The sequence below is a fragment of the Paenibacillus melissococcoides genome (assembly GCA_944800085.1).
In the GTDB taxonomy this organism is placed as follows: domain Bacteria; phylum Bacillota; class Bacilli; order Paenibacillales; family Paenibacillaceae; genus Paenibacillus_B; species Paenibacillus_B melissococcoides.
In genome coordinates, this window is record CALYLO010000003.1 from 509,596 (window position 1) to 522,711 (window position 13,116).

Consider the following 13,116-nt stretch of genomic DNA (forward strand, 5'->3'; position numbering starts at 1 on the left):
CCGACCTACTCTGACGGAATGGGATAACGTTCATAAGGCAATACGGCCCCATATGATCCGCAACCATCCTTGCTGACCGAAGGGGGAGTGGCGAAAAGGCTTCGGAGAGGATAACGGCTATCCAATGAATAGTCCGATTGGAGGCTGGGGGCGGGCCGAGCTAAGCAAGGGAACCGATGCAAATGTTTCCTACCCGGTTCTTTCCTCATAATGCAAAGGAACTCAACCATACTAAAGAGTACATATCAACATGGCGACAGGAGGTTTTTTGCGATGAGGGAGCAGCAGACGCATGAGTCGGCTCAGACGGAAGGGGAGCTGCAGCCTCCGCGTTCCGCGGACGATTCGCATGAATGCGAAGCTCGGAATCATAAGCAGCAGCGCGACATGGCGAATGCAGGCCAGCAGAGCGGACCCGGACAGAAAGGTAAAGGCAATAAGGGCGGGAAAGCAAAAGCGGGGGCAGGCGACAGCGTTCGGGGGCCGGTCGAAGTCTCGAATACGATTGAAGAGGCAATCGCGTATTGGAATTGCGATGACGATATTCCGAAAAGGCTGGAGGATACGAAGAAGACGTTAAAGGAGGTCGTCGGTTTTACCGATTCGTTTGATGTGATTTTTCGGGAAATGACATTCGGCGGGCGGCGTGTCGGCCTCTTTTATTTGAATGGATTTGCCAAGGATGAGGTTATGACGATCATTTTGACGCGTCTTACCTTCCTGGAAAAAAAATCGCTGACCCCGAATGCGCTTAAGGCATTTTTTGATTGCTATATCCCGCATATTCAGGTGGAAAAGGTAGACAGGCTTAGCGAAGTAATCAATAAGGTGCTCGCTGGCGGCAGCGCCTTCTTCATCGAGCATGAGTCGGAAGCGATTGTTACGGATGTGAAGACGTTCCCGTCCCGGGGGCCGGAGGAGCCTTCACTGGAAAAGGTCGTGCGCGGGGCTCGCGACGGATTCACCGAGACGCTGCTCACGAACGTTACGCTGGTCCGGCGGCGGCTTCGCGATCCAGGCTTAAAATATGAGATCATACAGGTCGGAAGACGGACGCGAACCGACGTCTGCATTGCATATATTGATGATATCGTCGACATGACCCAGGTGGAAGCCGTCCGCAAAAAGATTAAGGCTGCCAATCTGGAAGGGCTGCCGCTCGCCGATAAGCAACTGGAGGAGGTTATTATCAACAAAGGCTGGAATCCGTATCCGCTCGTGCGGTATTCCGAAAGGCCCGACGTGGTGGCGGCACAATTGCTTGACGGGAATGTCGTCATTTTCGTCGATACGTCGCCTTCCGTTATGATGCTGCCGACGACGTTCTTCGATCTGTGCCAGCATGCCGAAGAGAACCGCCAGACGCCGTTCATGGGGACCTATATGCGATGGATTCGCTTCATCGGCATATTTGCGTCCTTGTTCCTGCTGCCGCTCTGGATGCTGATGGTGATCGAGCCCGGGATTAAGCCGCCGGCCCTGCAGATTATCGGTCCGCATACCATGGCGAAGCTGCCTATCTTCCTGCAGTTTTTGCTGGCTGAAATCGGCATCGACCTAATGCGCATGGCGGCTGTCCATACGCCGTCCCCGCTGGCGATCGCCCTTAGTCTCGTGGCGGCGGTCATGGTTGGCGAGATTGCGGTGAAGACAGGCGTCTTTGTCAATGAGGTCATTTTGTATTTGGCTGTTACCGCAGTCGGGATGTTCGCCACGCCTAGCTACGAGCTGTCACTCGCCAACCGGGTTGTCCGGCTCCTTTTGCTCGTGGCGGTAGCCTTATTCAAGGTGCCGGGACTGGTTATCGGCATTACGCTGTTCATTCTATGGCTGTCGCTGAACCGCTCCTACAATTCGTCTTATCTGTGGCCGTTCATTCCTTTCAACGCGAAGGCGATGTTCAACATTCTGTTCCGGCAGCCGGTCCTGAACATGAAAACGCGGCCGAGCTTCAACAAGACGCGCGATAATACGAAGATGCCGCCGGATCGCTCTTCCGGCCGGGGTAACGGCGAGCTGCAGACGTAGAGAATGACACGGTGTCGCGATAAAGCTATAATTGCAAACGTTATGTACAAAAGTCCATTCTTCCATATAGAATGGACTGGTATACTCGATGTAATATTTTTCATGGTGCTGGGAGATCCAGTGTATGGATGAGGAAATGGGGAGAATAGAACGATGCACTTACATGGAACAAGTACAATCAATGAATCCGGCCGCCTCGAAATCGGCGGCTGCGATGTGACCACCTTGAAAAACCAGTTCGGAACACCGTTGTACATCATGGACGAGGCGCTCATTCGTACCCGCTCCCGCGAATATATGGAAGCGTTTCGCGAATCGGGCCTGAACTTCCAGGTTGCCTACGCGAGCAAGGCGTTCTGCGTGATGGCGATGTGCCGCATCGCGGACGAGGAAGGCTTGTCCCTTGATGTCGTATCTGAAGGGGAACTGCATACGGCGCTGCAGGCAGGCTTTCCTGCCGAACGGATCCATTTTCACGGCAACAACAAGACGCCGGCCGAGATCGAGATGGCGCTTGATGCCGGCATCGGATGCTTCGTCGTGGACAGCTTCGCCGAGCTGCACCTGCTGAATGCGCTCGCCAAAATGCGGCGCCAGCAAGTATCGGTGCTCCTGCGCGTTACGCCCGGCGTCGAAGCGCATACCCATGAATATATCTCGACCGGGCAGACGGATTCCAAGTTCGGCTTCGATATCGGAAACGGAACGGCGTTCCAGGCCATCGCGCAAGCATCCGATGCGGAAGGCTTGCATCTGCTCGGGATTCACTCCCATATCGGATCGCAGATTTTCGAGACGGAAGGATTCCAGATGGCGGTACAGCGCGTCGCGGAGTTCGCGGCCAACGTGCTCAGCCAGATGAATGTCGTCTTCCGCGTCGTGAATCTGGGCGGCGGCTTCGGCATTCGCTATGTTGAAGGCGATACGCCGCTGGCTGTCCGGGATTACGTGAAGGCGATAACGGAAGCGGTGCGCACGCACTTCGGGCCGATCTACAGCGAATTGCCTGAGATTTGGGTCGAGCCGGGCCGCAGCATCGTCGGGGAAGCCGGCACGACACTCTACACCATCGGTTCGATTAAGGATATCCCCGGGGTTCGGAAGTATGTTGCCGTCGATGGGGGCATGACAGACAATCCGCGTCCGGCGTTGTATGAATCGAAATATGAGGCGATCGTGGCCAACCGTGCGAAGGATGCGGCCGATGAAGTGGTCTCGATTGCGGGCAAATGCTGCGAGAGCGGCGATATGCTCATCTGGGATGTGGCGCTGCCATCCGTAACGGCTGGAGATCTGCTGGCCGTCTCTTGCACCGGCGCTTATAACTATTCGATGGCAAGCAATTATAACCGGATTCCCCGCCCGGCTGTTGTCTTTGTCCGGGAGGGCGAAGCCGATCTGGTCGTCCGCCGCGAAACGCATGAAGATATTGTCCGCTGCGATCTGATTCCGGCACGAATGGAAAAACGCGAATCGCAGCCGCTTGGCCGATAAATTCCGCGCCCCGCATTCGCCTGCAATTGGGCGGAGCGGGGCGGTTTTCTTTTTGCGCCGAAATCACGTATAATCGTTATCGATAGTCATCCCACAACGAGATATGAGAGGAGTTCATACATAATGAGCAAATTTGCACAAATTGAGATGGAAAAGGGCGGCACCGTCAAAATCGAATTGCACGAGAAAGAAGCGCCGGGAACGGTAGCCAACTTCGAGAAGCTGGCGAATGAGGGCTTCTATAACGGGTTGACCTTCCACCGCGTCATTCCGGGATTCGTCGCCCAAGGCGGATGCCCGCAAGGAACGGGAATGGGCGGACCGGGGTATACGATCAAGTGCGAGACGCAAGGCAATCCGCACAAGCATGTTCGCGGCGTGCTCGCGATGGCGCATGCCGGCAAAGATACCGGCGGCTCCCAATTTTACATCACGTATGACGCTTTCCCGCATTTGGATGGCGTGCATACGGTTTTTGGTAAGGTTGTGGAAGGAATGGAAGTTGTCGACCAAATCAAGCAAGGGGATAAAATGAAGGAAGTACGCGTTCTAGAAGGCTAACTTTCGCCTACCTGCTCCCGTTAACTGGGGAGCAGGTTTTTTTTTAGATACAGAAACATTAGACAAGATAAAAATATTGCGTATAATCATAGAAGATGATAAAATGCTAGGAAAGAACGAACATGCGTTCCCTGGTAATTGCGGCAGTCAGCCGGCCGGCAGCGGCAACGCAAGCATGCGGCCTACGCCAAATCAGAACAGACCCGAAGCTATTGAGAACAAATCAGGTTGAATTACCCCAAATGAACCCCTCTTTTACCAATCAATCCATTGCATCCGTAGTACATCGCTTCTATCATTTCCGCCTTCCCGTATATCTCACATGTCCCCTGATGAGAATCGGAAATACCATGATTTGTTTCAAGCTGACCAAGTTTGAATAAGCAGAGATAGAGAGAAACGCAACCGGATATCGGTACCGACGAAGTCGGGGTAGGGTCATTAAGAGGAGATGAACATGAGGAAAGGTGTCATAACCGTCGTAGGCGCGGCAATTGTTCTTACATCCTGCAGCCTGGACGGACTGAACAGAGAGACGGCGACGTATCAGGAGTATATCGATCGGGTGCCGCTCGTATTCGAGCTGGAAGTGGAACGTCAAGCGCGGCAAGTAGACTTGCATAAGAGCAGCGGGAAAGAAAAAGAGGTTCGTATTCAATCAGCGTCGGCAAAGAGCGAGGCGCCCATTCGTCCGCACATTCCGTCGATTAAGCTGCCGGATGAAGTGCTTGATATGATCTGGAAGGAAACGCGCAAAAAGAAGATTGATTATATTACCTTTTTGGCTTTGATCAAAGTGGAAAGCAACTTCGATACAGACCTGGTGCACAGCAATCCGAACGGGACGGAGGATTACGGGCTCGTGCAAATGAACTCCGTCAACGTATCGCGGCTGTCCAAAGCGATCGGGCGCCCGAATCTCGATATGTTCGAGCCGAAAGACAATATTCTGCTCGGCCTGGCCGAACTGCTCGAATGCCGCGCTTATTGGAAGGACAAGTATAAGGGCGATGACCTGGAAAAAGCGATGCTCCTCGCTTATAATCGTGGTAGATATGGATCCAAGCGCTGGATTCAGGACAAAGGCACGTTGGACAGCGCCTATACGAAAAGAGTGCTGAAAGCGAAGGCCCATTATGAGCGCGAAGCGGCAAAGGCTGCGCAGGCCGTCAAGACGGCCCAAAAGAAGTCGGGGTCGAATATGGCTTCTCCGAAGCAGCAGAAGCCGGCTCAGACGATGAGAATCCAGCGTACAAGACAGGCGAATTGAACGGGCTGGAAGCTCTAGATAGAAAGGGGCACGCGAATTTATGCGCAAGAGAAGCCGGTTAGGCCTTCTATGGTTCATTTTGACCATCGCCTGGATGGCGTTTATCTTCATGAAATCGGCCGAACCGTATTCGGTTCAGGATATGAAGCCGGCGCTCGGCTCTTTCGTCTCCGAAGAGAAGCTGCTCCGTTATGTTCCGCGCTGGGAATTTTTTTATGACGGGAGTCTTGTGTCGTGGCGGGAGCCTTACCATTTCGTCGAATTTTTTATCCGCAAATGCGGGCATATCGCCGAGTTCGCCCTGCTGACGCTGCTGCTTATCTTGACGCTGTCGGCGCGCGTCCGTTCGAAGGGCTTGGTGGCGGCGGGGAGCGGGCTTATTGCCGTCCTATACGCCTGTTCCGATGAGTGGCACCAGACCTTTGTGCCCGGGCGGACCGGACATCTCGCCGACGTTGCGGTCGACTCTATCGGAGTGGCGCTCGTACTGGCCGCCTATGCAATCGTCATTGCGGCCCGGCGGAGAAGGTGAGGTGAGGGATGGCCTTGCCTTTTTTCGCTACAAGTGATAAGATCCGTTACGTAATCGATTGTTGATTACTCCATATGATATCTGCTGAACCTTCAGGGCAGGGTGCAATTCCCGACCGGCGGTGATGGAACGATAGCGCTGTTGACGGCTATCGGCTTCCTTAGTCCGTGACCCGGGCGAACTTCGTTCGAACGGTGGATCTGGTGCAACTCCAGAGCCGACAGTATAGTCTGGATGGGAGAAGGGCGTCAGGAGAAGAGTTTTCTTTTTAACTCTTTTTAGTTCTTTTTTCACATAGTTTTTTTCAGTGCCGATAATCAGCCGGTTTATTTGTCGTACGCGGGAAGGCGGTTGCGTTCCGTCTCTTTTTTCGCCAACGATTCCGGACTGTTTTATTTGACTGTGCCTATGATGAAAAAGAGTACATACCTGTAAGCTCAACAACCTAGCCCTTCGGAGGATTCCGAAGGGTTTTTGCTGCGATGGGGCAAGCTGTAAAAAGAAGGAGGGACGTTCTGGTGCATCCGGTAATCAATGATGAGTTTTACATGCAGCTTGCGCTGGATATGGCGGAACGGGCCATGGGGCAGACCGGCATCAATCCGGCCGTCGGCTGCGTCATTGTCCGCGAAGGCCGGGTCGTCGGACTGGGCGCCCACCTGCGGCGCGGCGAAGGCCATGCGGAGGTGCACGCGCTGCAGATGGCCGGCGAAGCCGCGCGCGGCGCCACCGCTTATGTGACGCTCGAGCCGTGCAGTCATTACGGCAAGACGCCTCCCTGCAGCCTTCGGCTCCTGGAAGCCGGAATCAAGCGCGTCGTCATCGGCTGCCTTGATCCGAACCCGGCCGTCAGCGGCCGGGGAGCCAAGCTGCTGCGCGAGCAGGGCGTCGATGTGGCGGCGGGCGTGCTCCGGCCCGCGGCCGAGGCGCTCATCGAGATGTTCGCCAAGTACATCACGACCGGCTTGCCGTACGTCACGCTCAAGACGGCGAGCACGCTGGATGGCCGCATCGCGACGCATACGGGCGACAGCCGGTGGATCTCCAACGAGCAGGCCCGGGAACGGGTGCACGCGATGCGCCACCGCCATCAGGCGATTATGGCCGGAATCGGCACGGTGCTGGCCGATAATCCGTCCCTGACGACGCGGCTTGCCGTGCCGGGCCTTCATCCGACGAGGCTTATCGTCGATTCAAGGCTCCGGCTGCCGCTGGAGGCGAAGGTCGTCGCCGACCGCTCCGCGCCGACGATCGTGTTCACGACTTCCCGGGCGGATGCCGGGAAGCGGGAAGCGCTGGAGGCTCGCGGCGTACAGGTAATTGCCGCGGGCGATGGGCCGCAGGTTGATCTGCGGCTCATGATGGAATGGTGCGGAAGCCAGGAGATCGGCTCCATCCTGCTAGAGGGCGGCGGCCGCCTGAACGGGGCGATGCTGGAAGGGCGCTGGGTGGATCGGGTCGTGCTGTTCTATGCGCCGACGATTGTCGGCGGCGCGGCGGCTCCGGCCAACTTCGCCTTCGCCGGTGTAAGCCGGATGAACGACGCTTACCGGCTCCGGCATACGCAGGTGGAAACTCTGGGAGATAATGTTTGCATCAGCGGTTATCCGTTCGGCACCGTATTTGAACGGATTGCCGCCACGCTGGATCAGAAGGGAGGAAGCAACGATGTTCACGGGACTCGTTGAAGAAGTCGGCCGGCTCCAGGCCGTAACGAAGCGCGGAGAAGCGATGGTGCTGCATATCCGGGCCGCGAAAGTGCTGGAAGGGATGAAGATCGGCGACAGCATCGCCGTGAACGGAGTATGCCTGACTGCTGTCTCCCACGACTCCGGATCCTTCATGGCGGATGTCATGCCCGAGACGTTCCGGCATACGAACCTGAAGGATTTGCAGCCGGGCGCTCCGGTCAATCTGGAACGGGCGATGGCGGCGGACGGCCGCTTCGGCGGGCATATCGTACAGGGCCATGTCGACGGGCTGGCGCGCATTATTCGCCGGTCGGCCCAGGAGAACGCGGTCGTGTTCGAGTTCCTCGCCGAGGATCCTGGCATAGCCAAGTATATGATCCCGCGGGGATCGGTTACCGTGGACGGTATTAGCCTCACCCTCACCCGGGCGGAAGAGGGAATGTTCGCCGTCTCGATCATTCCGCATACGCTCGCCGAGACGGCGCTCCACGGCAAGCAGCCGGGAGACACGGTCAATATCGAATGCGATGTGCTGGCCAAATATGTCGATCATTTGCTGGCCTTCGGCAGCCGCTCCGCCGCGAGCGGAAGCTCCCGCATCAGCAGCGCCTTTTTGGCGGAACACGGCTTTATGTGACATCATGCAAAGGGGGAAGAGCGATGAGTGAACAATTTCAGTTCGATACGATAGAGGATGCCATCCGAGACTTAATGGAAGGCAAAGTGATCATCGTCGTCGATGACGAGGATCGCGAGAACGAAGGCGACTTCCTGGCGCTGGCCGACAAGGCGACGCCGGAAGCGATCAACTTCATGATTACCGAGGGCCGCGGGCTCGTCTGTGTGCCGATTACGCCCGAGCGGGCAGAAGAGCTGGATCTGCCGCCGATGGTTACGCACAACACCGACAATCACGGGACGGCGTTCACGGTGTCGATCGACCACGTCGAGACGTCGACCGGCATCTCGGCGCATGAGCGCTCGCTGACGATTCGGAAGATGCTCGATCCGAAGGCGCAAGCGGCGGATTTCCGCCGTCCGGGCCACATCTTCCCGCTTATCGCGAAGCGGGGCGGCGTGCTGCGCCGCGCAGGCCACACCGAAGCGGCCGTCGACCTGGCCCGCCTGTGCGGAGCGTCCCCGGCGGGAGTCATTTGCGAAGTCATCAAGGAAGACGGGACGATGGCGCGGCTGCCAGACCTGATCGAGATCAAGCGGAAGCACGGCTTGAAGCTCATTTGCATCAAAGATCTGATTCATTATCGCAACGAGAAGGAGAATCTGGTCCGGCGCGAAGTCGAAGTGAACATGCCGACCGACTTCGGGGTGTTCCGGGCGATCGCTTACACGAACGAGGTCGATAACAAAGAGCATGTCGCCTTGGTGAAGGGCGAGATCGACGGCACGAAGCCGGTGCTGGTCCGGGTCCATTCCGAATGTCTGACCGGCGATGTATTCCATTCGCACCGCTGCGACTGCGGGCCTCAGTTCGCGGCCGCCTTGCGCGCCATTGAGCGGGAAGGGAACGGCGTCCTCCTCTATATGCGGCAGGAAGGCCGGGGAATCGGCCTCATTAACAAGCTGAAGGCGTACAAGCTTCAGGAACAAGGGCTCGATACGGTCGACGCGAACCTGAAGCTCGGGTTCCCGGCGGATCTGCGGGATTACGGCATCGGCGCGCAGATTCTGAAGGATCTCGGCGTCCGCCACATCCGGCTCATGACGAACAATCCCCGTAAAATCAAAGGGCTGGAAGGCTACGGCCTGGAAATTGTCGAGCGGGTGCCGATTCAGATGCAGGAAAACGAAGACAATACCCGTTACCTGCATACGAAGGCGGCGAAGCTCGGACATATGCTCGTCTTCGATGATATCGAGCAGAACGAACAAATCGAATCCTGAATCACAAGCTAGCCGTTCACAGAGCAACCTATATTCCATCGGGAGGTTTTACCTATGCCACATGTATTTGAAGGTCATTTAGTATCGGAAGGATTAAAATACGGCATCGTTGCCGGACGCTTCAATGAATTCATCGTCTCCAAGCTGCTGTCCGGGGCGCTGGACGCGCTGAAGCGCCACGGCGTGAAGGATGAGGAGATCTCGATCGCCTGGGTTCCCGGCGCATTCGAGATTCCGCTTATCGCCCAGAAAATGGCGGAAAGCGGCAAGTATGACGCGGTAATCACGTTGGGCGCCGTCATTCGCGGATCTACGCCGCATTTCGATTATGTGTGCAGCGAGACGGCCAAAGGGGTCGCTCAAGTCAATATGAAAACAGGCGTGCCGACCGTGTTCGGCGTGCTGACGACGGATTCGATCGAGCAGGCGATCGAGCGCGCAGGCACGAAGGCCGGCAACAAGGGCTGGGAAGCGGCGACAACGGCAATCGAGATGGCTAACTTGACGAATCAGCTGAAATAGTGCTTATTTAATGTAGTGCCCTTTATAGAGGTACACCCTTTATATCGGGCGCTACATTTGTTTTTTACGGGAGGAACGTTCGTGTCCGTCACTTACAAGCTGGAGCTGTTCGAAGGGCCGCTTGACCTGCTGCTTCACCTTATCGATCAAGCGGAAATTGCCATTCAGGATATCTCGATCAGCGAGATCACCGATCAATATATGGATTATTTACATAGCATGAAGGAATTGGAATTGGATATTACGAGCGAGTTTCTCGTGATGGCAGCGACACTGTTAGCGATGAAGTCCCAGCAGCTCTTGCCGAAGCCGCCTGTCATGGAATGGGACGACGACCTGATGGACTACGAAGAAGAGGAACCGGATCCGCGAGCGGAACTGATACGCAAGCTGGTAGAATACCGGAAGTATAAAGGAATCGCCGAGCATTTGCGGGAAAAGGAAGCGGAGCGAAGCCTGCTGTTCACGAAGGAGCCGGAGGATCTGACTCCGTTCATGCCATCGAAGCCGTCGAATCCGGTGGAAGGACTCCATGTGTCGGATTTGATTGCCGCCTTCCAGAAGGCGCTGCGCAAAGCGTCCCGCCGCACGATGGTTGCCACGATTCACCGCGACGAGATTTCCGTGAAGGATCGGATTCGCGATATCGTCACGGTGCTGCGGCCGGTGGGGAGAGGAGGCAAGCTGATGTTCTCCAAGCTGCTGAGCGAGCATTTGACCCGCCATGAGGTGGTTGTGACGTTTCTTGCGGTGCTGGAATTAATGAAGATGAAGCAGATTCGATGTTTTCAAGATCGGGTATTCGATGAAATCGTGATTCAGTGGCAAGGGGATGTGGAAGAAGATGGACTTTCAGACGTTGAAGTCGATTATTGAAGGGCTCCTGTTTATGGCGGGAGATGAAGGTTTAAATAGTAAGCAAATCGCAGAAATTACGGAACAGCGGCAGGAAATCGTCATGGAGGCGCTGCATGATTTGCAGGCGGACATGGAGCGGTCGAAGCGCGGGATCCAGATCGTCGCCATTGCGGGCATGTATCAATTGGCGACCTTGCCGGATCATGCGCCTTATTTCGAGCGGATGGCCTATTCGCCTTCCCGCTCGTCTTTGTCCCAGGCAGCGCTTGAGACGCTGGCCATCGTGGCCTACCGCCAGCCGATCACTCGCGTGGAGATCGAGGAGATTCGCGGGGTCAAGTCCGATCGGGCCATTCAGACGCTCGTGAACAAGGACCTGATCGAAGAAACGGGCCGGGCCGAAGCGATCGGAAGGCCGATCCTGTACGGCACGACACGCGCGTTTCTCGATTATTTCGGGCTCGCCAGCTTAGCCGAGCTGCCGGAAGCCGCGGCCTTCGAACAAAGTGAAGGCTTGGAGGAGGAGACGCAGCTGTTGTTCGAGAAATTAGAAGGACGGCAGCTGACGATTGAAGATGTGAATGAAGAAGGAGGAGATCGTTAAATGCGAATTCAGTTTCATGGGCATGCCTGCGTCGAAATCGATACCGGGAAGCATCGGCTTATCATCGATCCGTTCTTTACGGGCAATCCTGCCGCCAAGACCACGGCGGATCAGATTCAGGCGGATTATGTGCTGCTTACCCACGGGCATGGCGATCATATCGCCGACGCCGCAGACATTGCGAAGCGGAATGACGCCACCATACTGGCCATCGTGGAGCTGGCCGAGTATATGGAGCAGCAGGGAGCGCGCGCCATCGGCATGAATCTGGGCGGGGGAGGCACGTTCGACTTCGGATCGATCAAATGGGTCAATGCCCTCCACAGCTCTTCGGTCACGGTGAACGGTCAGGCTCAATATTTGGGCAACCCGGCGGGAATCGTGCTTCAGATGGATGGATTGACCGTGTATCACGCGGGCGATACCGCCCTGTTCAGCGATATGAAGCTGGTTGGAGAGCGGTATAAGCCGGATATCGCCTTTTTGCCTATCGGCAGCTTCTTCACGATGGATCCGGAGGACGCGATCCTGGCCGCGCAATGGGTCAAGGCGAAGGTCGTCATCCCGATTCATTACAATACGTTCCCGCCGATTGAACAGGACGGCGCGGCGTTCGTGTCTCAACTGATGGTGATCGGCATTCAGGGCGTGGAGCTGGCGCCGGGAGATTCGCTTGACACCGATGAATTGGAGCTGGGCTGACCTGCGCTGGCATAGGCGGGAAAAAGATCCGGAGAGCAGCAGATCGAATAATGTAATGGATAAGAACGGAAAGAAGCGGCATACACAAGCCCGCCAGCGGACGACGCCAGTCGATCTGCGGCGGGCTTTGCCGTGCTTGGCCGTCCGCCTCGGCAACCCCGCGATGGTACTTCCTGCATGTCTGATTGGCGAAAAGGCCATAATACGGTTAGTTCAGGAAATTATTCGGATCGGAGGCAGACTATGGGGATGTGGATTATGGCAGGCGTCGCGGCGGTTATCGCCATGCTGCTCTTCCTGATTCTCTTCTCGACCGTCGAATGCAAGCTGGTCATTCACAAGGTGGAGAAGCATGAGCGGGTATCCCTTATTATCCGGGCCTTCTACGGATGGATTCGCTGGCGGTACGAATGGCGCTCTATCCGCTTCATTAATATGGAAGAAGGCATTAATCTGAAGCAGAAGAAGAAGAAAGAGAACTTCGGCGGGGGCAGCCAGGATAAAACGAAGCGGAACGTAAACCGGGAGAGCGTGGCCCGGTACGCCAAACGGATCAAGCGGTTGGTCCGGCATACAAGAGGCATCGTCGAATGGGTCGAGGAGACGATGGACCATATGAAGTGCTGGCTGTTCATCTGGGAGACGGAACTCGGGGTCGGCGATCCGGCCGGAACCGCGATCGCCGCGGGAACGACCTGGTCCCTCAAGTCATGGCTAGTCGGGAAGTTAAGCTATTCGCTTCGCTTTCAGGATTATCCGAGACTGGGAATTACCCCTCAATTTCATTATCCCTACTTCTCCACCCGGATCGTCTGTATTGCCGAGATCCGAGTCGGCCATGTCATTCGCTCGGTGATCCGGCTTGCCTTCCGGATTGTCCGTGCCGAAGGCGGCATCGGCATGTGGCGGCGGACGCTGGCGGAAGCCAACGCACGGAAGGTGCAGGGATAGC

At 56.2% G+C, this 13,116-nt stretch carries 13 protein-coding genes and 1 riboswitch; all 13 genes read left to right on the top strand.

What is annotated here, in order from left to right:
- Positions 1-273: 273 nt before the first annotated feature.
- The 13 genes from OCY70_RS14015 (at position 274) to OCY70_RS14075 (ending at position 13,115) form a co-directional block, all read left to right on the top strand.
- A complete protein-coding gene (locus tag OCY70_RS14015) occupies positions 274-2,028 on the top strand; it encodes a spore germination protein (protein ID WP_213426239.1) in 1,755 nt (584 codons plus the stop codon).
- A gap of 153 nt (positions 2,029-2,181) precedes the next feature.
- Positions 2,182-3,522, top strand: a complete 1,341-nt coding sequence (gene lysA / locus OCY70_RS14020; protein ID WP_213426240.1) for a diaminopimelate decarboxylase — start codon at positions 2,182-2,184, stop codon at positions 3,520-3,522.
- 123 nt (positions 3,523-3,645) lie between these two features.
- Positions 3,646-4,083, top strand: a complete 438-nt coding sequence (locus OCY70_RS14025) for a peptidylprolyl isomerase (RefSeq protein ID WP_213426241.1) — start codon at positions 3,646-3,648, stop codon at positions 4,081-4,083.
- 457 nt (positions 4,084-4,540) lie between these two features.
- A complete protein-coding gene (locus tag OCY70_RS14030; protein ID WP_213426242.1) occupies positions 4,541-5,353 on the top strand; it encodes a transglycosylase SLT domain-containing protein in 813 nt (270 codons plus the stop codon).
- Positions 5,354-5,393: 40 nt separating this feature from the next.
- Positions 5,394-5,885 (top strand): VanZ family protein, encoded by a 492-nt coding sequence (locus OCY70_RS14035; RefSeq protein ID WP_213426243.1) that lies wholly within the window; start codon positions 5,394-5,396, stop codon positions 5,883-5,885.
- Positions 5,886-5,969: 84 nt separating this feature from the next.
- Positions 5,970-6,135: riboswitch (FMN riboswitch) on the top strand.
- 268 nt (positions 6,136-6,403) lie between these two features.
- Positions 6,404-7,573, top strand: coding sequence for a bifunctional diaminohydroxyphosphoribosylaminopyrimidine deaminase/5-amino-6-(5-phosphoribosylamino)uracil reductase RibD (gene ribD, locus OCY70_RS14040; RefSeq protein ID WP_213426244.1), 1,170 nt, complete (start codon positions 6,404-6,406; stop codon positions 7,571-7,573).
- On the top strand, positions 7,554-8,213 hold the full coding sequence (locus OCY70_RS14045; RefSeq protein WP_213426245.1) for a riboflavin synthase: 660 nt from the start codon (positions 7,554-7,556) through the stop codon (positions 8,211-8,213). The genes ribD and OCY70_RS14045 overlap by 20 nt, the downstream gene beginning before the upstream one ends.
- Positions 8,214-8,236: 23 nt before the next feature.
- Complete coding sequence (locus tag OCY70_RS14050) at positions 8,237-9,478, top strand: bifunctional 3,4-dihydroxy-2-butanone-4-phosphate synthase/GTP cyclohydrolase II (RefSeq protein ID WP_213426246.1); 1,242 nt, start codon at positions 8,237-8,239, stop codon at positions 9,476-9,478.
- A gap of 54 nt (positions 9,479-9,532) precedes the next feature.
- Positions 9,533-10,000: a 6,7-dimethyl-8-ribityllumazine synthase gene (gene ribH / locus OCY70_RS14055; RefSeq protein WP_213426247.1), complete on the top strand. Its 468-nt coding sequence runs from the start codon at positions 9,533-9,535 to the stop codon at positions 9,998-10,000.
- 81 nt (positions 10,001-10,081) lie between these two features.
- Positions 10,082-10,876, top strand: coding sequence for a segregation and condensation protein A (locus tag OCY70_RS14060; RefSeq protein ID WP_213426248.1), 795 nt, complete (start codon positions 10,082-10,084; stop codon positions 10,874-10,876).
- Positions 10,845-11,462 carry an SMC-Scp complex subunit ScpB gene (scpB, locus tag OCY70_RS14065; RefSeq protein ID WP_213426249.1) on the top strand — a complete coding sequence of 206 codons (618 nt, stop codon included), beginning with the start codon at positions 10,845-10,847 and terminating at the stop codon, positions 11,460-11,462. The genes OCY70_RS14060 and scpB overlap by 32 nt, the downstream gene beginning before the upstream one ends.
- A complete protein-coding gene (locus OCY70_RS14070) occupies positions 11,463-12,164 on the top strand; it encodes a metal-dependent hydrolase (protein WP_213426250.1) in 702 nt (233 codons plus the stop codon). It begins immediately after the preceding gene.
- Between the two features lie 243 nt (positions 12,165-12,407).
- On the top strand, positions 12,408-13,115 hold the full coding sequence (locus tag OCY70_RS14075) for a DUF2953 domain-containing protein (protein WP_249724453.1): 708 nt from the start codon (positions 12,408-12,410) through the stop codon (positions 13,113-13,115).
- Position 13,116: the final 1 nt, after the last annotated feature.

Coding starts and splice junctions, on each gene's coding strand:
- OCY70_RS14015 (WP_213426239.1), top strand. CDS start 274: ATGAGGGAGCAGCAGACGCATGAGTCGGCTCAGACGGAAGGGGAGCTG.
- lysA (WP_213426240.1), top strand. CDS start 2,182: ATGCACTTACATGGAACAAGTACAATCAATGAATCCGGCCGCCTCGAA.
- OCY70_RS14025 (WP_213426241.1), top strand. CDS start 3,646: ATGAGCAAATTTGCACAAATTGAGATGGAAAAGGGCGGCACCGTCAAA.
- OCY70_RS14030 (WP_213426242.1), top strand. CDS start 4,541: ATGAGGAAAGGTGTCATAACCGTCGTAGGCGCGGCAATTGTTCTTACA.
- OCY70_RS14035 (WP_213426243.1), top strand. CDS start 5,394: ATGCGCAAGAGAAGCCGGTTAGGCCTTCTATGGTTCATTTTGACCATC.
- OCY70_RS14045 (WP_213426245.1), top strand. CDS start 7,554: ATGTTCACGGGACTCGTTGAAGAAGTCGGCCGGCTCCAGGCCGTAACG.
- OCY70_RS14050 (WP_213426246.1), top strand. CDS start 8,237: ATGAGTGAACAATTTCAGTTCGATACGATAGAGGATGCCATCCGAGAC.
- ribH (WP_213426247.1), top strand. CDS start 9,533: ATGCCACATGTATTTGAAGGTCATTTAGTATCGGAAGGATTAAAATAC.
- scpB (WP_213426249.1), top strand. CDS start 10,845: ATGGACTTTCAGACGTTGAAGTCGATTATTGAAGGGCTCCTGTTTATG.
- OCY70_RS14070 (WP_213426250.1), top strand. CDS start 11,463: ATGCGAATTCAGTTTCATGGGCATGCCTGCGTCGAAATCGATACCGGG.
- OCY70_RS14075 (WP_249724453.1), top strand. CDS start 12,408: ATGGGGATGTGGATTATGGCAGGCGTCGCGGCGGTTATCGCCATGCTG.